18 protein-coding genes are annotated in these 22563 nt (G+C 38.0%); 9 read left to right on the top strand and 9 right to left on the bottom strand.

What is annotated here, in order from left to right; translation table 11 throughout:
• Positions 1-122: 122 nt before the first annotated feature.
• On the bottom strand, positions 123-2648 hold the full coding sequence (locus ACQR30_RS08670; protein WP_429734080.1) for a DNA translocase FtsK 4TM domain-containing protein: 2526 nt from the start codon (positions 2646-2648) through the stop codon (positions 123-125).
• A 454-nt stretch (positions 2649-3102) separates the two neighbouring features.
• Between ACQR30_RS08670 and ACQR30_RS08665 the strand changes: the two genes are divergently transcribed.
• Positions 3103-4296, top strand: coding sequence for an aminopeptidase C (locus tag ACQR30_RS08665; protein ID WP_429734078.1), 1194 nt, complete (start codon positions 3103-3105; stop codon positions 4294-4296).
• A 127-nt stretch (positions 4297-4423) separates the two neighbouring features.
• Here the strand turns inward: ACQR30_RS08665 and ACQR30_RS08660 are convergent, their stop codons facing one another.
• Together ACQR30_RS08660 and ACQR30_RS08655 are read right to left on the bottom strand one after the other, a co-directional pair.
• Positions 4424-6775 (bottom strand): family 20 glycosylhydrolase, encoded by a 2352-nt coding sequence (locus ACQR30_RS08660; RefSeq protein ID WP_429734076.1) that lies wholly within the window; start codon positions 6773-6775, stop codon positions 4424-4426.
• Between the two features lie 24 nt (positions 6776-6799).
• Positions 6800-7447 carry a carboxypeptidase-like regulatory domain-containing protein gene (locus ACQR30_RS08655; RefSeq protein WP_429734074.1) on the bottom strand — a complete coding sequence of 216 codons (648 nt, stop codon included), beginning with the start codon at positions 7445-7447 and terminating at the stop codon, positions 6800-6802.
• Between the two features lie 241 nt (positions 7448-7688).
• Between ACQR30_RS08655 and ACQR30_RS08650 the strand changes: the two genes are divergently transcribed.
• Positions 7689-8765, top strand: coding sequence for an Mrp/NBP35 family ATP-binding protein (locus ACQR30_RS08650; protein WP_429734072.1), 1077 nt, complete (start codon positions 7689-7691; stop codon positions 8763-8765).
• Positions 8766-8838: 73 nt separating this feature from the next.
• On the opposite strand, the gene ACQR30_RS08645 is transcribed toward ACQR30_RS08650, so the two are convergent.
• The 3 genes from ACQR30_RS08645 to ACQR30_RS08635 form a co-directional block, all read right to left on the bottom strand.
• Positions 8839-9039 (bottom strand): dodecin family protein, encoded by a 201-nt coding sequence (locus ACQR30_RS08645; protein ID WP_429734070.1) that lies wholly within the window; start codon positions 9037-9039, stop codon positions 8839-8841.
• 153 nt (positions 9040-9192) lie between these two features.
• The gene (gene mtaB, locus ACQR30_RS08640) at positions 9193-10473 is read right to left on the bottom strand and encodes a tRNA (N(6)-L-threonylcarbamoyladenosine(37)-C(2))-methylthiotransferase MtaB (RefSeq protein WP_429734068.1); all 1281 of its coding nucleotides are present in this window, start codon (positions 10471-10473) and stop codon (positions 9193-9195) included.
• Between the two features lie 237 nt (positions 10474-10710).
• Complete coding sequence (locus ACQR30_RS08635) at positions 10711-12015, bottom strand: radical SAM protein (protein ID WP_429734066.1); 1305 nt, start codon at positions 12013-12015, stop codon at positions 10711-10713.
• A gap of 205 nt (positions 12016-12220) precedes the next feature.
• Between ACQR30_RS08635 and ACQR30_RS08630 the strand changes: the two genes are divergently transcribed.
• Positions 12221-13369, top strand: coding sequence for an alpha-hydroxy acid oxidase (locus tag ACQR30_RS08630; RefSeq protein ID WP_429734064.1), 1149 nt, complete (start codon positions 12221-12223; stop codon positions 13367-13369).
• A 227-nt stretch (positions 13370-13596) separates the two neighbouring features.
• On the opposite strand, the gene fabF is transcribed toward ACQR30_RS08630, so the two are convergent.
• The 3 genes from fabF to ACQR30_RS08615 all read right to left on the bottom strand — a co-directional run bounded on the left by fabF (position 13597) and on the right by ACQR30_RS08615 (position 16304).
• Positions 13597-14841 (bottom strand): beta-ketoacyl-ACP synthase II, encoded by a 1245-nt coding sequence (fabF, locus tag ACQR30_RS08625; RefSeq protein ID WP_429734062.1) that lies wholly within the window; start codon positions 14839-14841, stop codon positions 13597-13599.
• Between the two features lie 117 nt (positions 14842-14958).
• On the bottom strand, positions 14959-15513 hold the full coding sequence (locus ACQR30_RS08620) for a TetR/AcrR family transcriptional regulator (RefSeq protein WP_429734060.1): 555 nt from the start codon (positions 15511-15513) through the stop codon (positions 14959-14961).
• A gap of 443 nt (positions 15514-15956) precedes the next feature.
• Entirely contained in the window at positions 15957-16304 is a 348-nt protein-coding gene (locus ACQR30_RS08615; protein ID WP_429734058.1) for a 4Fe-4S dicluster domain-containing protein, read from the bottom strand.
• 57 nt (positions 16305-16361) lie between these two features.
• On the opposite strand from ACQR30_RS08615, the gene ACQR30_RS08610 reads away from it, so the two are divergent.
• From ACQR30_RS08610 to ACQR30_RS08585, 6 genes are all read left to right on the top strand, one after another.
• Entirely contained in the window at positions 16362-17360 is a 999-nt protein-coding gene (locus tag ACQR30_RS08610; protein WP_429734056.1) for an acyl-CoA reductase, read from the top strand.
• Between the two features lie 324 nt (positions 17361-17684).
• Complete coding sequence (locus tag ACQR30_RS08605) at positions 17685-18056, top strand: hypothetical protein (RefSeq protein WP_429734054.1); 372 nt, start codon at positions 17685-17687, stop codon at positions 18054-18056.
• A 22-nt stretch (positions 18057-18078) separates the two neighbouring features.
• Positions 18079-18948 (top strand): pirin family protein, encoded by an 870-nt coding sequence (locus ACQR30_RS08600; protein WP_429734052.1) that lies wholly within the window; start codon positions 18079-18081, stop codon positions 18946-18948.
• 103 nt (positions 18949-19051) lie between these two features.
• Entirely contained in the window at positions 19052-19906 is an 855-nt protein-coding gene (locus ACQR30_RS08595; RefSeq protein WP_429734050.1) for a pirin family protein, read from the top strand.
• A gap of 5 nt (positions 19907-19911) precedes the next feature.
• Positions 19912-20202 carry a GNAT family N-acetyltransferase gene (locus ACQR30_RS08590; protein ID WP_429734048.1) on the top strand — a complete coding sequence of 97 codons (291 nt, stop codon included), beginning with the start codon at positions 19912-19914 and terminating at the stop codon, positions 20200-20202.
• A gap of 207 nt (positions 20203-20409) precedes the next feature.
• The gene (locus ACQR30_RS08585) at positions 20410-22440 is read left to right on the top strand and encodes a M13 family metallopeptidase (protein WP_429734046.1); all 2031 of its coding nucleotides are present in this window, start codon (positions 20410-20412) and stop codon (positions 22438-22440) included.
• The last annotated feature ends 123 nt before the right edge of the window (positions 22441-22563 follow it).

The raw sequence follows: 22563 nt of genomic DNA, 5'->3' as shown, positions 1-22563 counted from the left end.
AAAATCGACTATTCATTTTTTACTTAATCAGGTTGCAAATTACTTGTTTATATTTTTCAATTGACTTAATAAATGTTTTCGACTTTTCCGCCTAGTGAAGGCAATATTGCATTATTCACATACTAGGGCATATTATCCAACAAATATTGAAGATCAGCATCGGTTTTTATGAGGACATCTCTGGCTTTGCTGCCCTGATTAGAACCTACGATGCCCGCCATTTCTAATTGATCCATCAATCGGCCGGCACGGTTATAGCCAAGCTTCATTCTTCTTTGAATTAAGGAAGTGGAGCCTACTTGGTTTTGAACGATCAATTTTGCAGCATCTTCAAACAGCGGATCACGGTCAGTCAAGTCATTGCCGCCGCCGCTAGCAAGTTCTTTTTCGTCCACATATTCCGGTAATAAAAACGCTTCCGGGTAGCCTTGTTGTTCACCGATAAAATCGCAGACTTTATCGACTTCAGGTGTATCGACGAAAGCACACTGTAAACGGGTAATTTCACCATTGTAACTTATGAGCATATCGCCCTTTCCAATTAATTGTTCCGCGCCACCCGCGTCTAGAATAGTACGGCTATCTATTTTCGAAGAAACCTTAAATGCAATACGCGCCGGGAAGTTTGCCTTAATAGTTCCGGTAATAATATTCACCGAAGGTCTCTGGGTTGCAATAATCAGATGGATACCTACCGCCCTTGCCAGTTGAGCTAAACGAGCGATAGGCATTTCTATTTCTTTACCGGCCGTCATAATTAAATCAGCAAATTCGTCAATCACTAAAACGATGAAAGGCAAAAACTGATGGCCTTTCTGTGGATTAAGTCTGCGTTTCACAAACTTTTCGTTATACTCTTTTATATTGCGGCATCCGGCTTCTTTGAGCAAATCATAACGGTTATCCATCTCGATGCACAAAGCGTTTAAAGTCGTCACCACTTTTTTGGTATCGGTGATAATAGCTTCCTCTTCACCCGGTAGTTTTGCTAAAAAATGATGCTCGATAGTACGATACAAACTCAATTCCACCTTCTTTGGATCGACCAATACAAACTTTAATTGTGAAGGGTGTTTTTTGTATAACAAGGAAACCAGAAGGGCGTTTACCCCCACAGATTTACCTTGTCCCGTAGCCCCAGCCATCAACAAATGCGGCATGCTTGCCAAGTCCACAATAAAATTTTCGTTATTGATTTTTTTGCCAATGGCAATCGGTAAAGAGAAATTGTTATTCTGAAATTTATCAGAAGCTAGTAATCCACGCATACTCACAATCGTCTTATTCATATTAGGCACTTCGATACCGATTGTTCCTTTACCAGGTATAGGTGCAATGATACGAATTCCCAGTGCGGCCAGACTTAATGCGATGTCATCTTCTAAATTTTTAATACGCGAAATACGCACCCCTGGTGCAGGTACGATTTCATATAAAGTAACTGTCGGGCCTACCGTAGCGGAGATACGTTGAATTTGTATATCGTAGTTTTTGAGTGTCGATATAATCTGATTTTTATTTTGCTCCAATTCTGTGGGATCATGAACACTTTTTTCCATCCCGTGTATATCCAACAGATCAATAGAAGGATATTTGTAATTACTTAGGTCTAAAGTGGGTTCATAGTTGCCCTGCGTCATCATTTTGGCCTGTGGTGCTTCGGGGTTTACAATAATCTCAGAAGGAACATCTTCGACTTCCGGCTTTATTTCCAAAGGCATATTTTCCGCATTCGGAACTACAGGCTTTGTGACCTTTGCTTCCAACGGTTTAATATCTTCCTTTGCCACCCCCTCATAGAGCGATGGCACTTCCTTCTCCTCTTTTTCATCAACAGAAAACTCTAATCTATCTTCCTCTGCAGCGTCGGGCATTATAACAGAAACACTTTTGCCTTTTTTATTTTTCAACTGATTCCCTGCAGCTATTTGACTGTCGACAAATAGTTGGGCGCCTTCATTTTCTTGTTCCTCTTCCCTCACCGCATCTATTTCCGGTAAGATTTCCGCTATTTTCTTTTCTTTCTTTTTAAAAATATGTAGAGAAAATATCGGGTCGAAACGCCAAATAAGATAAATGCCTAAGATTAATAAGATAGCGCAAACGGTGCCTAAGGTACCAATCCATTTTATTAGCCATTCACATATCAACTCCCCTGCTGCGCCTCCCCAGGAAAATCCCGCATTCAATAATTCCATATTCAGGAAGGCAAAAGTGGTGCTCAACACTAGGAGTCCAGCCACCACATATTTTATATTTCTTTTTAAGGAGAAAACTTTTTTACCAAAAAGAAAATTTACCCCTGCGACGAAAAAAGTGGTACAAAGCAGAAAGGAGGCAACGCCAAAACCATTATACATTAAGTTGTGTGACGTATAAGCACCCAATACTCCAAAGAGGTTCGCCACTTTTACATCCGAAGTGCTGAAGATTTTGGCCCCAAAACTCATTACTTTATCCTGGTCTTCTTGCCAGGTAAATAGATAAGAAGCGAAAGAAATAAACAAGAAAAATCCTATCAATAACAAAATAGCACCAGTGATTTTATAGGTACGCTCGTCCTTAACGATCTCAGAGACAGAAACTTTTATTTCTTTCTCCGGTGTAAGTTTATCGGGAGAAGGAACAGCACTCTTATTTGTTTTCAATTTATTGGCCATAATATTATATCGAAATAAAGCGGCAAATTACCACATTTCAAGGGGAAATAAAGCCGTTGTGGAAAATTGATTTTTTCTCCCTTCGTTTGAATAGCTGTGTTGATAAGGTATGCTATGCAATTTTGACAGTTGCAATAGCGGAATAACGAACTTTGGGCTTATCTTTTCTATGCTCATGTGAAACGTTTGATATGATAGCGACAAAACCAGAGCTAATGAAAAAACTAGTATTTGATAAAATAATGACTGAATGGTCATTTAAACAATAGATTGCCGTACGCTCAGCCTGACTGCGCGGATTTGGCGCTGAAGATCATTGTTATTAAATAAACGGAAATTAGCAGATACTGTTTAAAACATTCGACAACTTGCCTATCTTTGACTCCATACAATGTAAACTCCTGAAAGAGAATTGCCTAATACTTTTTTAAAAAAGATAATGATGAAAAAAATATTTTTATCGGTATTTATTGTAGTCTTTGTAGTAACTATATCACAAGCACAAACAGATTTAATTAAAAAGGTAAACAAAAACCAATCGACTGCAGATGCAAATGGTTTTGCGTTCACTAAAATAAGAGACCTCACCTACACACCTGTAGAAAACCAGGGCAGATCGGGAACTTGTTGGAGTTATTCTACCAACTCGTTTCTGGAAAGTGAAATGATAAAAGCGGGCAAGCGGCCACTACATCTTTCGAAAATATTTTCGGCGCGATGTGCATATTTGGATAAAGCGGAAAATTATCTGAGAATGGACGGTAACGTAAATTTTGGTGATGGTGGCCAAGCGCACGATGTAATTAATATGTATGCAAAATATGGCGCAATGCCCGAGTCTACCTATACTGGCTTGATAAAAGGTGCTACTGAAAATGACTTTGGTGATATGTTAGCACTGGTAAAAACACAATTGAATAAATGGCTGGCGCAGCATAATATTCCAACTAACTGGCGAGATACTGTCTCTGCAATTTTAGATGCGCATTTGGGAAAAGTACCGGCACATTTCACATTTGAAGGTAAAAGCTATACGCCCAAAACTTTCGCAAATGAATATGTAGGATTGGACCCCAAAAATTATATCGAAATAATGTCCCAAACTAATACTCCTTATTGGCAACAAGGAATGTTGATGGTGCCAGATAATTGGGAATTTGTTTCAAATTACTTCAATGTCCCTCTAGACGACCTCACTAAGATTATTGATGATGCATTAAAAAACGGATACACCGTAGAATGGGATACCGATTGTTCAGAACCTTATTTCAATTGGTTAAGTAGCGTAGCTATTGTACCGCCTGGTGCAGACACCATCTCCGCTAAAACCACCACGAAAGAGGAAATTAAAGACTGGTTTAATGAACCAAAAACGGAAATGAATATTACGCCAGAAAATCGACAAGCGGCCTACAACGACAAACAGACTACCGATGATCATCTGATGCATATCGTAGGTTTAGCAAAAGATCAAAATGGTAAAGAATATTATATCGTAAAAAATTCTTGGGGTACTAAGAATATTTACAAAGGGTTTTTATATGCATCTAAAGCCTATATCAACTACAAGACAGTGGCCATTATGATCAATAAAAATGCGTTGACCGAGGAGATGAAGGCCAAATTGAAGTTGTAAATTAAGGCAAAAAATGATATTCCGGTAGCTTCTCATTTCCAGTTGTTCTATCTTGGTTCATTGTTCACAACAGCAATTGATTGACCAGAAAGTATTGGCTGTTAATCAATTGCTTTGCAACCGTATTCTACTTAAACCAAGTGTCCGGGATATTTTGCTTTTGATTAGTATTAGGCATGCTGTATTGCAACTGCAATTTATAGCCGCCACCTCCTTCGATAAAATCTATTTCGAAGAAATGACTGCCTTTTTGCAAAGCTATCTGTCCATTTCTCTCTTGTGCAGAATGTAACCCGTCATTATCAACAACGAGTTTATCTGCTATTTTTAAAATAGAACCGTCATCTGATGTAAGATAAAAAGAATAGACCCCATCTTCAGGCACAGTTATTACGCCTGTAAATTTTAATCCGAAAGTACCAGCATTTATATGTTCTTTCGAGAAATTTAAATCCGGTTCATTCCATCTACGAGCAGGTGTTGATTTATCCATAGCGGCAATAGCTCTATAAGTGCCTTCATAATAAGCAACATTTAAGCCGGTGTAATTGCGTTTGACCATTATGGAAGGCATGAGATCTTGTTGGTCAAATTTTACCGTATTTATTTGCCCACGCAAACCGCCTTCAGTGAATAATGCAATTTTATAAGTGGCTGACTTTGTAATGACGATCGGCTTATTCAAAATAGGCGACTGCATGCTCGGCATGGATCCATCGACCGTATAATGAATCGCTAAACCGGACATAGGCGACTGTAAATTCAATGTATCTGAATGGATGAAAACATTTTGTTGTAAAAGATGGGCAATATCTGGTAAGCGGTAATGGATATCTAAAGCATCCATTCTTTTGTATTGATATCTTAATCTCTTTAAAAAAGACGCATCATCGGTTTTGCCTGTCCATAAAACTTCTGAAAGAGCCAACATGCGCGGATAAACCATAAATTCCAGACGGTTGGTCGTTGGGATATACTCCGTCCAAATATTGGCCTGGGCACCGATAATATTAGCTGCTTGTTGTTTATTTAGGCCTTTCGGAATTGGATTAAAATGATACACATTCATCAAAGAATTTTGATCAGGGATAGCGTCGAAATATAGAGGATTGCCTGGTGTCATTATTACTTTATTTCCTTGTTTGGCTGCGATAACCGGCGCATCAGGAACCCAAGAGCGCCAGTACATAACAATAGCAGAAGAAGTAACACCTCCTTCCAATATCTCATCCCAACCAATTAATTTTTTGCCATGTGCATTGAAGAATTTCTCCATTCTTCTTACAAAATAGCTTTGTAATTCCTCCACATTTTTCAAATGCTGTTTTTGCATTACCTCTTTACATTCAGGTGATTTTGCCCAGCTCTCTTTATTCACCTCGTCAGCGCCAAGGTGTACATATTTGTAGGGAAATATTTTAAATATCTCGGAATAAACATTTTCCGCGAAGGTGAATGTGTTTTCATTGCATGGGCACATTGGTACCGAAAAGCCTTGCCCAGTCTCCTTTCCGGCAGTGCAAGCAAGGAAAGGATATAATTTAATGGCCATGCGTGAATGGCCGGGCATATCTATTTCTGGAATAATATCGATATGACGTTGCGCCGCATAAGCTACTATTTCTTTCATTTGCTTTTGGGTGTAAAACCCGCCATACATTTCTTTCCCATTCACGATTTTTATATGTGAGGGATCAATTTCCATATCAGGATCGTCGGTCGCTTTTGCGCGAACAATACAGGCGGAGTCGTGGGCATCAAAAGTACGCCAAGCACCCTCCTGTGTTAATTTGGGATATTTTTTTATTTCAATTCGCCAAGCTTCGTCATCAGTTAAATGTAGATGCAGTTTGTTGAATTTATATAAGGCCAATCTATCGATAAACTTTTCCAAATAATCAAAAGAAAAGAAATGTCTAGCTACATCTAAATGCATGCCGCGATATTCATATATCGGAAAATCCTTTATGTAAACATCCGGAACAGTCCAGGAACCAATATTTGAATAGTTTATCAGTCCCTCAATTTTATTAGGCAACAATTGACGAATGGTTTCAACGGCACGGAAAATGCCTACATTATTTTTCGCGGATATGAGTATGTCATTTTTATCAATATCTAAAATATATCCTTCGTCATGAGTGATGGTGGAATCTAGCTTAAATTGTATAAAGTTTTTAGAGCTCCCTACTCCTGTTACCTTCAGTTTCATCTTTAACAAAGACTGTAGCTGTTCTATTTCATTGGCGAACATCCTGCTATCGGCAACAATAACAGTATGCCGGTCAATTGTGAATGAACCACTCCGAGCAGTAAGTTCTTGGGGATAAGGTACGAGTGGATACCTATTTTCCAAAGATTGGTTTGCTTGCGCGAAACTGACTTGAGCACATAATAGCATACTGGTAATGCCTGCGACACTAAGCATTCGAATAAAAGCATTCTTTTTTACCATGGCAACCGTCAAAGATTTAAACATTAGGAAAGATATAGAGAGAATAGGTTATTTAGAGCCGCCACCTTCTTTTAAGGATCTGATAAAATCATACCATGCTAGAGGATTAAAAATCCCAGAACTGGGCACGAGTCCTTTTTGAGAGCCTTGTCGAATCAATTCGCGAGAATTCATATTAGCTATCGTCTGCGCATCCATTGGGAGGTACCGCATTTGTCGAAGCATATTTTCCAAATTAAGGTTTTGTCGAGCGATGGCATAATTATCATCTGGAATAGAAGTTTCTAAGAACAATCGTCGAAACTCCGCCGGCGTAGGTAAAGCGGTTACAATTGCAGTGGGTAAGTAAGTAGTATCCTGCTCCAACATAGGAGAAACCATCAATTGATCTCCATTTACATTGTTAGGCACCGTATAAAACACACTTTTAAATCCTATAAAAGAAAACTCAATTTTACTTCCGGGTACAACTGCAATAGAAAAAATACCATAATCATTCGTAATAGTTCCCCTGTGCGTGCCTTTTATATATACACTCGCTCCTGGCAAGACGGAAGAACTATCATTAGCTCGAACTATACCATATAATTGTATTACCTTCTGCCCCTGCTGAGCTTGCACGTTCTTTACACTCAACAAGGTTGCAAATGCAACCAACAATAAATAACCAAATGGCTTCGTCTTAATAAAATTCAAAAGTCAGTCTTTAAAAAATGTAAAAAATGTATTTCTAAACCTTCTGTTCACCAATTCAAACGTATTACTTATGCTTTATCAAAGTTAAAGTATCCTTTTCATAAAATAAATCAAACCTGGCATAAGTGAATGTTTTTACAATAAAATGGGCAGACATTATAAATAATAACCGGAATATAGATAAAGTAACCTTATGATGAATTAATTTTGCGCCATTAATTTCCTTTTAACTTAACAGATAATGACAGAAGATGACATACTAAAAGCATTAAAAAATGTAATAAACCCGGACACAAAGAAAGATATTGTATCGCTAAATATGGTGGCTGATATAAAAATCCATGGCAAAAATATTGCACTCACTATTATGGTGCCGATGACCTCTGCACCCTATAAAGGTGAGATTAATGAACAATGCGAAAATGTAATTAGAGAATTGGCACAAGACGCGTCGGTAAACGTAAATGTAACTTTTACCTCAAAGGTAAATTCCAAGCGTAGCCTTCATGAAACCGTACTACCCAAAGTAAAAAACATTATAGCGGTAGTAAGTGGTAAAGGTGGCGTAGGTAAAAGTACGGTTGCAGCCAATCTCGCACTTGCATTAGCTAAAGATGGAGTAAAAGTTGGTTTGATGGATGCGGATATTTATGGACCAAGTGCGCCTATCATGTTTGGGCTGCGTGGTGATAGGCCGATGATGGCAGAGATTGAAGGGAAAGGCAAAATAGTGCCATTAGAAAAATTTGGTATTAAAGTCATGAGCATTGGTTTTCTGGTTGATGAAAGACAAGCCGTAGTCTGGCGGGGACCAATGGTCAGTAGTGCTGTTCGGCAATTCGTGACCGACGTTTATTGGGATGAACTGGATTATTTAATCATTGACATGCCACCGGGTACAGGTGACATTCATCTTACCTTGATGCAGTTGGTACCAGTAACAGGTGTTATTATTGTAACTACTCCGCAAGACGTCGCATTGGCAGATGCAAAAAAGGGCATTGCTATGTTTAGTCAGGCACAACTAGATGCACCCATTATTGGTTTGGTAGAAAACATGGCATACTTCACTCCTGCTGAATTACCCGAAAATAAATATTATATATTCGGAAAAGAAGGTGGAAAAAGGCTTGCCAGTGAATACGATCTAAACTTTTTGGGTCAAATACCTTTGGTACAAAGCATCCGCGAAGGCGGGGATAAAGGCATTCCTGTAATGCTAAGTGAAGATAGCGTTAGCAAAAAAGCTTTTCTAGATTTTTCAGATGAAGTAGCAAAGCAAATTTATATACAGAATAAATCGTCTAGATCTTTATAACCTAATTAAGGTCAGACAAAAGATAAAAGCGGCATCGGGTATTACTCGGTGCCCTTTTTGTTACCAGACCCTGTCACTCGATAACAAAGGATAATTTAAGGTTTACCCTGTATTCAGTTATTTTGCCGTTCACCACCGCCGCACTTTGATCTTTCACATATACGGATCGAATATTTTTTAGCGTTTTGGATGCTTCACTTACTGCTTGCTGAGCAGCATCTTCCCAACTTAACTTAGAGCTCGACATTACTTCAATTACTTTTAATACAGGCATGATATTTTGTTTTACAGGTCAAAATCAAGTAAGTGACACAAAAGTCTTGCCAATTGAGTAGGGAACAAATAATTTAAAAGTCACCGCGGAAAGTTAAAGAGCCTTCGTGGGCAGGATTGCCTTTAAAATGAATGTGTTGATAAAAGGCGATATTCACTGAATTTTCCAACTCACCAATTCATTTGCCCATTTTTCCTGATAAGGGGTAGCGATGCGAATATAATTGTCCGTATACCCTTCCATCATACCATTTTTATTATGGTCTTCAAAAAGTACGGTTCTAGTCTGCCCTACATTTTGATTAGAAAAATATTGCATTTTCATATAAGAAAGGTTACGTAGTGTTTTATTGCGCTCATGACGAACATTTTGAGGAACCACCGGCGTTATTTCTAAGGCTTTTGTATTGGCCCTTTCTGAATAAGTAAAAACATGCAAATAAGAAATATCCAGGCTATGCAGAAAATCAAAGGTCTCTTTAAAATCACCGTCAGTCTCTCCGGGAAAGCCCACAATTACATCTACTCCAATAGCGCAATGGGGCATTAATCTTTTTATTAATTCAACACGTTGTTTATATAAATCTTTTTTATAACGGCGGCGCATGAGTCCTAAAATTTTATCGCTACCACTCTGTAAAGGGATATGAAAATGTGGCATGAACTTTTTACTCCGCGCCACAAATGCTATAATTTCGTCTGATAATAGATTCGGTTCAATGGAAGAAATACGGAAGCGTTCAATACCTTCTATTGAATCTAATTCTTTTATCAATTCTAAAAAATCTTCTTCTGTTTTCTTATTACCATCAGCACCTTTTCCAAAATCGCCAAGATTTACACCAGTTAAAACTATTTCTTTTACGCCCCCCGATGCCGCGATATTTCGTGCATTTATTAAAACATTTTCAATCGTATTACTCCTACTTTTCCCGCGGGCCATTGGAATAGTACAAAAAGAACAGGTATAGTCGCAGCCATCTTGCACTTTCAAAAAAGTACGCGTACGATCGTTCAATGAAAATGAAGTATTGAAACCGGAAACTTCTTCAATATCACAACTAGATATTTTTGCTGAATCACCCTTGGTTAATTCCCTTAAATGAGCGACAATATTAAACTTTTCAGAAGCGCCCAATACCAAATCTACCCCCGGTATTTCAGATATTTCTTTAGGTTTTAGTTGTGCATAACAACCGGTAATTACCACCAAACTTTCTGGCGCTTTGCGTTGAATGCGGCGCACCAACTGACGACATTCCTTATCAGCATTATCGGTAACCGAGCATGTGTTAATAACATATACGTCAGCAATATCTTCAAATTCTTTTTTTAAAAAACCATCACTTTCCAACATCCGAGAAAGCGTAGAGGTTTCAGAATAATTGAGTTTGCACCCTAAAGTATGAAATGCAACGGAGCGTTGTGTGGACACTTACTATTAAATTTTAGAATGGACAAAGGTAAAGAATTATGCCAAATATCCTATTGGACTAGTTAACAATATGAGCATCATTACGGTACATTTGTGAACGAGGCAAAAAATACTGTGCAGTTTTCTTTGATAAGCTATAATAATTAACCATTGACTAAGCATAACAATTAAAGAAGGCCGTATGTTTTCGCAATGAATAGCAGAGATTCCTTTATAAAGAATAAATGAGCGAAAGATTTAATGATGTGCGAAGTCATTTTCATACTCGCCCCGAATTCTCTCTATTGGGGGGTTATAATACCCAAATTTTACATGGGGAAACTCCTCGTGAATAAGGCTCATCAGTTGCTTTATGCCCATCATTTCAAAAGATTCACTTACGCCAATATGCCCCAAATACCAGTCAGGATCAATATTGAAATTGCGCCATTGAATCATATCCAGATTGGTATCTTTAATTAATTTGCGTAACGCTTCATATTCAGCTTCAGAATCGGTCATCCCGGGAAAAACAAAATAATTAATACTAGTCCAACCACCAAAACTTTTCACCACCTTTAAGCTTTCTACAATATCTTCAAACTCGTAGTTATTAGGTAAATAATATCTGGTATAAATATGTTTCTGTGCGGAATTTAAACTCACCCGAATACTATTCAATCCCACTTCACACAAGGCTTTTACCGCATCTGGTTTAGACCCATTGGTGTTGATATTGATGCTGCCTCTATGGGTATGCTTACGTATCTCTATAATTGCTTTGCGAATAACTTCCCACATCAAAAGCGGTTCCCCTTCGCAGCCTTGACCAAAGCTTATAATGGGAAAAGGCGCATTCAATAAATGTGGTACGGTAAATTCCACAATTTCTTCCGGTGTCGGTTTAAAGGTTAGCCTATCTTGTGTGGAAACAATGCTTTCTTCTTCAGGCTGAAAAGAAATGCAGCCGACGCAGTTGGCATTGCAGGCGGGCGAAGCGGGGACCGGACACTCCCAGCGTGCCAAGGCAAAATTACGAGCTGCTGGACAATGATAAGTGTTGCAACAAGTATCCATCAAGTGTTTCACCAGACGGTTTTCGGGATAATTTTTCAACAATTCTATTGCCCCGCTCGCAACTTTATCGTCGTTATATCCGGCACACTCCTGACGTATATCCTGTTCGATTCTTACAGCCGGTACATAAAATTTTTCGTCTAACCAACCGGCTGCGGTGTAACAAAACAGTGGTAAAGTAGGTGCATTGTCTTGTGTAGTTTCATAAGCCGATAAATATAGACCTGTATGCGCCGGTGGAATAAAAGCAGCTACTGCCCAGCCTTTATCGCAAAGACGCATCTCACCCGTTTTTACATCTATCCCAATACCACGGCGACCGGGCAATTCATATAAATTTCCTCCTTGAGGCAGTTCTATCCAATCTTCTTGTGGGATGGGAAAGGCATCCCAACCCGCACGGCCTACGACATACAAAGAAGTATCTTCAAAAATATTTCCTTCTCCATCGGAATATAATAAATAGGGAGATTGATTTAGAGGCATAATTAACGAGTATAAATAGCTGGCAAAGTTACAATTTTAAATTTACAGCGCAGCCTGTTACAACAGATTATCGTTTTAATCAATGACATATCGATAGAAGTGACAAAATATTTTTTGCAAAATTGTCAATTAATGAAAAAATAAAACAAGTAAATGAGAAGATATCGGAAAAATAATTTTAGATAATATAGTAATTTCGCTGGCTATGAAACTAAACTACATTCCCAAATATCCATCTGTTGATGATTTAAGAAAAAAAGCGAAGAAAAGGATACCTAATTTTGCTTTTGAATATTTAGATGGCGGTTGCAATGAAGATGTAAATATCAAAAAAAATACCGACGACATTCGTAAGATAGAACTGATACCTAATTACCTCAAACCGCGAAAGGAAGTAGACATGAAAACAGAACTGTTTGGTCATGTTTACGACGCGCCATTCGGCATTTCACCCGTCGGTCTCCAAGGTCTTATGTGGCCCGGCGCGCCCGAGATTTTAGCAAAAGCAGCAAAAGCGGCGAACATACCTTTTGTATTGAGTACCGTCACTACCGCTAGTATAGAAACAACCATGAATATTACAGAAGGGAAGGCATGGTTTCAGCTCTATCATCCTGCAAAAGAAGACGTAACAAATAGTGTGCTTAACAGAGCGCAGGACGCTGGTTGTGAGGTTTTGGTATTACTTTGTGACGTTCCTGTCTTTGGCTGGCGTCCCAGGGATATACGTTTTGGACTAGCCATGCCGCCCCGAATGACTTTGAATAATATTATCCAGATCATGGCACATCCTAACTGGGCTTTAACGACCCTGCTTCATGGGCAACCCGCCTTTGAAACAATGAAACAGTATATGCCTAAAGGTCTCAATATGAAACAATTAGGCCGGTTTATGAATGATACTTTTAATGGTGTTTTGAATGAAGAGAAAATAAAACCCATTCGTGATATTTGGAAAGGAAAAATCGTCTTAAAAGGTGTTTCTTCACGATCAGATATGGATATGTCTATAAAATTAGGTCTGGACGGCGTCATTCTCTCCAACCACGGTGGAAGACAATTAGATGCGGCGCAATCATCCATTGCTACACTAAAAGAGTTCGTTCCCTTATTTAAAGACAAGATTAAGATAATGATGGACAGTGGCTTACGCTCCGGGCCAGATATTGCACGCACCCTAGCAGAAGGCGCTGATTTTACTTTTATGGGTCGTTCTTTTATGTATGGTGTCGCAGCCTTAGGCAAAAAAGGTGGCGATCATACGATCAATATTTTAAAGACCCAACTTTGGCAAGTAATGAATCAAGTTGGTTGCGAAAAAATAGCCGACTTGCCTGACTTCTTAAAAAGATAAATGTTAGGTGTGAATATGTCCTAAGAAAGCCTAATAAGTAGACATAAAAATAGTTTTTGCAAAAGTTGCCATTCAAAGGGGGCCACAACAATTTAAATGAACCAGAAACAGAGACATTATAACAAATCAAGAATTTGAATTTATGCCAACGATGTAGCTATCTAAAAAAATAGCTCCTTACGATCCAAAAAATGATTTTTTTGGTGCTTGCACTTCACCTTTATAAATTAATTTGAAAACTTCTTGAAAATTGAACAACCAATATGGCCACCAAAGCCAAATGTATTGCTCAATGCATAGTTGATGGTTTTAGATTTTGATGCGCCTAAAGTAAAATCGAATTTATCTGCAAATTCCGGTTCGACATTTCTGGTATTTATTGTCGGGGGAACAATCCCCTCTTCTATGGCTTTGATACAAGCAATCGCTTCAATTGCCCCGGCAGCTCCCAACAGATGTCCGGTCATAGATTTGGTAGCACTGATCGAAAGGGTTTCTCTTACACCAAAAACAGCATCTAGGGCTAACAGCTCACTTAAATCTCCTGTAGGTGTAGAGGTTGCGTGCAAATTAATATAGTCAATTTCATTTGCTGTAATTTCTGCTTCTTCTAGTGCCAACGACATTCCCAATATTGCGCCTGCACCTTCGGGATGGGTTCCTGTGATATGATAGGCATCGGCGGCCAATCCTCCGCCTACAATTTCCGCAATGATTGGCGCATTACGTTTAATTGCGTGTTCGTAATTTTCTAAGATAATAGCTCCCGCCCCTTCCCCCAAAACAAAGCCGTCTCTATCAATATCAAAGGGTTTGGACGCGTGCTTATAATTATCATTGTTGGTGGACATTGCTTTCGCAGCATTAAATCCTCCAATAGAACTTGGTGTGATCGATGCTTCAGATCCGCCTGTAATCATCATATCTGCTTTTCCCCAACGGATATAATTAAATGCATCAATAATAGAAGTATTGCTCCCAGAACAGGCCGCAACGGTAGTAAAGTTTACACCTCGCAAACCATATTTAATAGAAATAATACCAGAAGCGATGTTGATAATTCTTTTCGGAATAAAATACGGGCTGAAACGTGGTATTCCATTACCAGTATAATATTCTTTTAATTGTTCTTCAAATGTTGAAACACCGCCGTCGCCAGATGCCCATATTACTCCAATCCTGTCTTTATTTAACTTCTCAAAATTGATTTCAGCATTTGCTACTGCTTCGTGAACGGAAGCCAACGCATACTGAGTGTATAAATCATATTTCCTCAGCTCTGTCTTGTCGATGGTCGCTAAAGGATTAAAATCATTTACTTCACAAGCAAATTTTGTTTTGAAGTTTTCGGTATCAAATTTGGTAATAAGATTTGCTCCACTCGTCCCGGTAATAAGTGACTGCCAAAAGCTTTTTACATTATTTCCTAAAGGCGTGATCGCGCCAAGCCCTGTAATTACAACTCTTTTCATCTATTTTTTACTAATTTAAATTCGTAAGTCCTTTGACCGTCGGTTTGCTTTTGTCAGCATTCCATATTTCGCATCGTTGCCAGTAAAGGATGCTGACAATTCTAAGAGGTTCTTAGGTTATTTTTTCAGCAAATCTTCTTTGATTTTACTTGTCACAATCTTAAAATCCTTTTCGCCTGTGACTCTGGATAACTGAACGATTGCAAGCATATTGGTAATAATCATTAACGCCTTATCGCGGCCTTCCCCTCCAAAATAGAAAACATTCCTTTCTCTTCCTTCTTCTAAAAAGAAAGTTACCCAATCTAACACCAAGTTGGTAAACTCTTTAATCTTGCTTTTCATATTTTCTTCAATGGTATTGAGGTCGGATGCAACCGAACCCACTATGCAGATTTTATTTTCAGTTTTTGCTTCCGAATAAACAGAAATAAATTTTTCAAATTTCTCGACAGGGCTTTTGCCTTTATACTTGTTAATAGTATTCTTAAGGCCAAGGATATGTTCATTAATTACAGCCGTTCCTAAATCTGATTTTTGAGGAAAATGATAGTGAATAGAAGCTTTCTTTATTCCAACGACATTAGAAATATCAGAAAAACTAAACGCATTGTATCCCTTTTCTCTTATAAGTTTATCTGCCGATTGTATTATTTGTTCTCTTGTAGTCATTTGCGTAAGCTTACTGCAAATATACAAACCTATTAGTAGGTAGACAAATAAATTAAAATTCTTAGTAAAACGAATATTTGGTCCTTAAATAAGAAGAAAGGGTAGCCTCTTGACCGCCCGCGGTAGGAGGTTACTTCTATCGGCTACAGCTTTAATACTGCTTGGCCAAAGGAAAGGGAATAATAGCTAATAAAGGTAAAAAAGAGTCATGGAAGATCATTTACCATATGGTCATAACGCCATTTCGCCTTGGTTATTCTAAGTAAACACTCCATTACAAAAAAATACCTTATCCAAAACAAAGAAATTTCAAAAATAGAATGAAAATCAATGAGTTAAACATCCGAGTTATTGCAGTTACAGCATCTAAATATATAATGAGTCGACTGCTAAATAAAAAAACCGGAAGAATCTCCCGGTTCCTTTTTTAAAAAAACGGTAGACTACAAGTGTAATTTCTCCTTTTTCTGTAATAGTTCCTCTATGGTTTCTTTGTACATTTCGTCAGGAACACAGCAATCTACAGGGCATACAGCCGCACATTGAGGTTCTTCATGAAACCCTTGACACTCGGTACATTTATCGGGAACGATATAATATACATCGTTACTGATGGGTTCAAAACGTTTGTCGGCATCGACCACATCACCATTCATCAACGTATAATCGCCACTGAGAGAAGTTCCATCTTTCATCGCCCAGTCTACACCACCTTCGTAGATGGCGTTATTGGGGCATTCTGGTTCACAAGCACCACAGTTAATGCACTCGTCTGTTATTTTAATTGCCATATCTTTATTGTATAACTTTTACTTTTTTAGAATAATTTTGCGCAAAATTACATCACCATGAATTTGGAGCAAAGGATAAATCTGTTGGCAAAATTAGGCAATTATTTGTTGGAAAACAACGATGAGTGGAAAGCAATTAAACAAAAGGCTTTTACTATGAATGCCTGGTTTGCGCCGGAGTTTATAGATTTGGCTTGCGAGTCGATTGCCTCCGGGTTTTTGCAAAAGGATTCGTTAACCAATTGGGCAGAGAACTATAGACTGCCTGCTCAACAAAACACACCTCAGAATATAGGAATAGTAATGGCGGGAAATATTCCTATGGTAGGTTTTCATGATTTTTTATGCGTGTTTGTTTCCGGTCATCGGCAGACTATAAAATTGTCTTCCAAGGATGAGCTATTATTACCTTTCTTGGTAGATAAATTAATCGAATGGAATGACGAAGCTGCCGCTTATGTTTCTTTTGCTCTTCATTTAAAGGGTTGTGATGCCTATATAGCAACAGGTAGTAATAATTCAAGCCGATATTTTGAATTTTATTTTCAGAAATACCCAAGCATTATTCGCCGCAATCGTACTTCTGCAGCTATTATCAACGGTGATGAATCAAAGGAGGAATTGGAATTATTGTGTAAAGATTTGATGCAATATTTTGGTTTGGGATGCCGAAACGTAACGAAAATATTTGTTCCTGAAAATTACGATTTTGTTCCAATGATTAATGTTTTGAAGCAATACGAATATTATTTAGATTTTCATAAATACAAACATAACTACGATTATCAGTTGGCCATCTTGCTGTTGAGTAATAAATTTTATATGAGCAGCAACTCCCTACTTCTCTTAGAAAACGATTCTCTATTCTCGCCTATCAGCCAAGTAAATTATTCTTTCTATACAAATAAAGAAGAATTGGTTGGTTCACTAAAAGCTAATGAAGATGTACAATGCATCATTTCATCGACAAATATTCCATTCGGCAGTAGCCAACAACCATCTTTATATGATTACGCCGATGGCGTAGATACCATGCATTTTTTGATAAACTTGTAGAATTCTTTTAAGATAATTAACTATACTTCCGGTTTAGTCGTTTAGAATTAGGGCTTCATCCGAAAATGATTGATTTTCCATAGCAGAAAACGTTAAAGCTATTGTTTAAAAACAATTGTATGGTGACTTATTGCTTAAGCTGCTTTTTTGTAATTCTCCGAGAACGCCGGTTTGCTCAAGGCTATTTTAACAAAAAATATCATTTTTAGCTGGTACGCAAGATTAAAAAGCAAAGCATCTAAATAGGTGCCGGATACGCTTAATCTACATTATTTTTTATGGGTTATGTGCTTTGTAATTTTGCGTAATAAAAATGGAAATACAATGCAAACGCAAATTATGATTTTTGGAAAAGAAGAAAAAGCTGCGAAAGAGATCTTCAATGCACTTCGTTTGCAAAAGAGATGGGAAATTGTAGTGCTATTAGATGCCGAAAAAGCAATTGAATGCATGCATCAACAGAGATTTGATTTAATCATTATTACAAAAGATGTGGCGGTAATTGACGAAAATAAACTACGTAAGATTGGTAATATATTGCATGAGGATATCCTTTTTTTGAAACACGAAAATGTAGAGTCGATTGAGAAGGAAATAGCTGTAAGGCTGAATAGGCAAAAATTGCAGAAATCTAATAGGTTTTCCATTAAGGATGATGCATTTAAAAACATCGTATATAATATATCAATGAATTAAGAAACATAAAAAAGAAGTTAATATGAAAAAATCGATTGAAAGAATAATAGCCCGCCCCGAAAGACCCGGAATGGTAGGCGACGGGTTTCGTGTATTTAATTTTATACCTGGAGCCAATATTGTGCAACGAAGGATTAGCCCCTTTTTAATGCTTGATTTTAATGCTGCTTACGATTTCGGACCTTCCGATCACGTGCGCGGTGTAGATGTTCATCCTCATAAAGGCTTTGAAACAGTGACCATTGCGTACAAAGGTAGCGTAGCACATCAGGATAGTGCAGGCAATAGCGGCGTAATCAATCCAGGAGATGTGCAATGGATGACAGCCGGTGCGGGTGTGTTGCACAAAGAATTTCATGAAGAAAATTTTTCTAAAAAAGGTGGCCCTTTTGAAATGGTGCAACTTTGGGTAAATTTACCGAAGAAAGACAAATCAGTTTCAGCACACTATCAAGGTATTACAAAAGAAGAGATTGCAACGGTGGATTTGCCGGATAATGCAGGTATAGTAAATGTTATAGCCGGTGATTTTAATGGAACAAAAGGTGCTGCAAAAACTTTTACCCCGGTAAATCTATTTGACATAAAATTGAAAGAAGGCGGTCAAACTGCATTTTCATTGCCTGAAACTTTCAACACAGCTATTTTAGTAATCAATGGAAGTGCTGTCATAAATGAAGAAAAAGTGAAGGAGCATAGTTTCGTTTTATTTAAGAATGACGGAGAAGGAATTTCTATAAAGGCCCTGGAAAATACCGTATTACTGGTAATGAGCGGTGAGCCGATAGATGAACCTATTGCAAGCTACGGCCCATTTGTAATGAATACGCAACAAGAAATATTGGAAGCAATCAACGATTTTCAGAATGGCAAATTTGGCTATTTGGATTAAAACAATGAAGTGCGGATACCAATTGCGTAATTGTGTATCTGCGCTTTATTGCTTATTTTTCTATTTATTTTTTATTTACCGTTTATAATTTACCACCCATTCCATGAAAAAGAAGATAACTTATATACTCGATGGACGCGAAAAACATATAACGCCTGAAGAAAAAGTCCTGCAGCCATTGCCACATAAGGATTTTAGATTTGCCAATCCTTTTATCGTCTTACACCATTTAGGGCCGGATATAATAGAAGCCGGTCAGCAATTAAGAATACATCCGCATCCACATCGTGGCTTTGCACCGGTTACATTTCAACTGCAGGGATCCGGCTACCATAAAGATAATGCCGGTCATGAAGAGACAATCAATGCCGGCGACGTACAATGGATGTTTGCGGGGAAAGGTTTGTTGCATAGCGAAGGACCCTCGCCAGCGTTACTGGAAAAAGGCGGTACCCAAGAGTTGCTCCAGCTTTGGGTAAATGTGCCTGCCAAAAATAAGTGGGATGCTCCCTCCTATCAATCTGCAAAAAAAGAGACACTGCCCAAAGCAGTACAGCAGAATGGTGTAGAACTGCGGCTTGCAAGCGGCAGGTATTATGGCTTCGAGGGCCCCTTAAAAAGTATTACGCCAATTATCTCTCTTATTGGTGAAGTGGCGAAGGGTGCACGTATACAACTCAATGCTATACCTAATTATTGGGCGTTGTTGTACATCATTAAAGGGAAAATATTGATTAATTGCGAAACGATTGAAGCACATAATTTATTAATCTTTGAAAAAGAAAACGATGAGATAATTTTATCTGCCGAAGAAGATGCGCAAATTTTGTTTCTTTGCGCCGAACCAATCTTAGAGCCTGTAGCAGCCAAAGATAATTTTGTAATGAATTCACAGGAAGAAATTTCGCAAGCGATGGAAGATTATAAAAACGGTGTTTTCGGTACGCTAAATTTTTAATACTCATGAAAGAATCTTATCAACAATTAGTGCTAAAAAATAACATTGATGACCAAAGGTTTGAATTAGATGTAGAAAATGAAATGGCGTTTTTAGAATATAGAAAAAAAGAAAATGCTTACGTTCTTATTCATACAGAAGTACCAGAAACACTGGAAGGGATGGGTGTTGCGGCGGCCTTAGTCGAAAAAGTATTTATGTTTATGAAAGAAAATAAATTTTCGATAATCCCATTTTGTCCTTATGTGATAGCTTACCTGAAGAAGCATCCGGAATGGGATTTTTTGGTTAAGTAAAGGGTGTTATTTTTTTGTACTGGTCCTTCCTTATTATAAGATAGGGAAACGACGATTGTGGACTTCCTGTATAAATAATCAGATGACTTCGCTCGCCTCTTGTTCACCTGACGCCGACAAATGATTATTCTTTACCATTCATCATTTTTTATTTACATAGAAAAAAAATATACTTACCTTGTTTATTATTTTCACAAAAAAGACAATATGAATAAGCTAACTTTCACTGTGATGGCTACATCAGTAATATGTGGCATGGCAGCATGCAGTAATGAAAATGCGGCAACCAAGCGGCAATTTATTGAAACGAAATATATTGATAGTTCGGTAAAACCGGGTGATAATTTTTACCAATTTGTTAATGGTAAATGGTTAGACACTGTAAAAATTCCCGGCGATAAATCTGGGGTTGGTGGCTTCTATAAACTAGCTGACGACACACGTAAAAATTTACAAACGCTTTTAGAGAATGCGGAAAAAAATGATGCTACAAAAGGCAGCCTTGAACAAAAAGTTGGAGACTTCTATGCGTCCGGCATAGATACAACCACCATTGACAAATTGGGTTATGAACCCGTAAAACCAATTCTCGCAAAAGTTGATGCCATTACTGATGTCCCATCGATGATGAAATTTGTTGCTGATGAACAAAAAAATAACGATGGTTCTATTATTTCTTTTGGCGTTGGTCCCGATCAAAAACACAGTGCTATCAATATCGCCTCTTTCTATCAAACTGGTATAGGTTTACCGGATAGAGATTATTATTTTAAAACAGATAGTGCAACTGTGGCCATTCAAAATGCCTATAAGAACTATCTCACTGCATTGTTCACACTTACCGGAAGTGACCTGACCACTGCTACAAAAAATAGTAACTTGGTTTACGGAATAGAAAGAGAGATCGCCGGATCACATAAAACACGGGTACAACTGCGTGACGTAAAGGGAAACTATAATAAGGTGGCAGTAGCGTCTTTAGCCGCTAAAGAACCCAATATTGGTTGGAGCAGTTTGTTGAACAATTTAGGAGCAAAGGTAGATTCCATTGATATGGAGCAACCTGCTTATTACGAAAAGTTAAATAGTTTATTGAAATCTGTTTCAATAAATGACTGGAAAATTTATTTAAAAGCAAACGTTTTAGGCAGTTACGCGGGCATTTTAAGCAAACCTTTTAGAGATGCAGCGTTTGATTACTCTAAAGTATTAACCGGGCAAACAGTTCAGAAACCACGTACTGAATTAATGGCTAGCGCTACAGATAGACATTTAGGCGAATTATTAGGGCAGTTATATGTAAAAAAATATTTTCCACCTGAAGCAAAACAGAGGATGGACGAATTGGTAAGTAATTTAACCAAAGCATTTAGCAACCGCATTCAGCATTTAGACTGGATGAGTGACTCTACCAAAGTAATTGCTGAGGCAAAGCTAAAAGCAATTATTCGCAAAATTGGTTATCCAACTAAATGGCGCGATTACAGTAAAGTAAATATTGATAAGACAAAATTCTTTGACAATATTGTTTCTGCCAACCAAAACGATTATGATTTTCAAATGTCTCAATTAGGCAAACCTGTAGATAAAACTTTGTGGGCAATGACACCGCCTACAATCAATGCCTATTATGATCCTACAACCAACACGATTAATTTCCCGGCAGGTATATTACAATATCCATTCTTTGATAAAGATGCCGATGATGCCGTTAACTACGGAGCCATCGGAATGGTGATAGGTCATGAAATGACTCATGGTTTTGATGATCAAGGTTCGCAATATGATAAAGATGGAAATATACACGACTGGTGGACGGCGCAAGACAAAGTCAAGTTTGACGAAAAAGTAAAACAAATTCAAAAGCTATATGATGGCTTTACGGTCTGGGATAGCCTGCACGTAAACGGCCAGTTGACTACTGGTGAAAATATGGCTGATTTTGGGGGCGTTTCCATCGCTTATGATGCATTCAAAATGACCAAACAAGGCCAGGATACCACAAAGATTGACGGCTTCACACCCGATCAACGTTTCTTTTTGTCTCTTGCTCAAATTTGGAGAATGAAACTTAAAGATGCGCTCGTACGTGAACATATTAATTTAGACCCACATTCGCCAGACAAATGGCGCGTTTTAGGACCCTTGATGAATTTTGATCCATTCTATAAAGCATTTAATGTACAACCCGGTGACAAAATGTATCGCGATGAAAAAGACAGAATCAGAATTTGGTAGATAATTATTTACATAATGTGCCGTAAAACCCATTCATCGCTTTGGCGTGGGTGGGATGTAAGGCACATTATTATTTAGCCGACATTTAAAAGAAACTGCATATTTTTGTTTTGTCAGTATAAG

It is taken from the genome of Arachidicoccus sp. (assembly GCF_050436765.1).
Taxonomy (GTDB): Bacteria; Bacteroidota; Bacteroidia; order Chitinophagales; family Chitinophagaceae; genus Arachidicoccus.
The sequence above is the reverse complement of the archived record's forward strand: the minus strand, read 5'-3'. Positions and strand labels throughout refer to the sequence as shown.

Excerpts from the sequence above, each read along its gene's own strand:
- ACQR30_RS08665 (WP_429734078.1), top strand. The coding sequence starts at position 3,103 with ATGAAAAAAATATTTTTATCGGTATTTATTGTAGTCTTTGTAGTAACT.
- ACQR30_RS08660 (WP_429734076.1), bottom strand. The coding sequence starts at position 6,775 with ATGTTTAAATCTTTGACGGTTGCCATGGTAAAAAAGAATGCTTTTATT.
- ACQR30_RS08650 (WP_429734072.1), top strand. The coding sequence starts at position 7,689 with ATGACAGAAGATGACATACTAAAAGCATTAAAAAATGTAATAAACCCG.
- ACQR30_RS08645 (WP_429734070.1), bottom strand. The coding sequence starts at position 9,039 with ATGCCTGTATTAAAAGTAATTGAAGTAATGTCGAGCTCTAAGTTAAGT.
- ACQR30_RS08635 (WP_429734066.1), bottom strand. The coding sequence starts at position 12,015 with ATGCCTCTAAATCAATCTCCCTATTTATTATATTCCGATGGAGAAGGA.
- ACQR30_RS08630 (WP_429734064.1), top strand. The coding sequence starts at position 12,221 with ATGAAACTAAACTACATTCCCAAATATCCATCTGTTGATGATTTAAGA.
- fabF (WP_429734062.1), bottom strand. The coding sequence starts at position 14,841 with ATGAAAAGAGTTGTAATTACAGGGCTTGGCGCGATCACGCCTTTAGGA.
- ACQR30_RS08620 (WP_429734060.1), bottom strand. The coding sequence starts at position 15,513 with ATGACTACAAGAGAACAAATAATACAATCGGCAGATAAACTTATAAGA.
- ACQR30_RS08615 (WP_429734058.1), bottom strand. The coding sequence starts at position 16,304 with ATGGCAATTAAAATAACAGACGAGTGCATTAACTGTGGTGCTTGTGAA.
- ACQR30_RS08610 (WP_429734056.1), top strand. The coding sequence starts at position 16,362 with ATGAATTTGGAGCAAAGGATAAATCTGTTGGCAAAATTAGGCAATTAT.
- ACQR30_RS08605 (WP_429734054.1), top strand. The coding sequence starts at position 17,685 with ATGCAAACGCAAATTATGATTTTTGGAAAAGAAGAAAAAGCTGCGAAA.
- ACQR30_RS08600 (WP_429734052.1), top strand. The coding sequence starts at position 18,079 with ATGAAAAAATCGATTGAAAGAATAATAGCCCGCCCCGAAAGACCCGGA.
- ACQR30_RS08595 (WP_429734050.1), top strand. The coding sequence starts at position 19,052 with ATGAAAAAGAAGATAACTTATATACTCGATGGACGCGAAAAACATATA.
- ACQR30_RS08590 (WP_429734048.1), top strand. The coding sequence starts at position 19,912 with ATGAAAGAATCTTATCAACAATTAGTGCTAAAAAATAACATTGATGAC.
- ACQR30_RS08585 (WP_429734046.1), top strand. The coding sequence starts at position 20,410 with ATGAATAAGCTAACTTTCACTGTGATGGCTACATCAGTAATATGTGGC.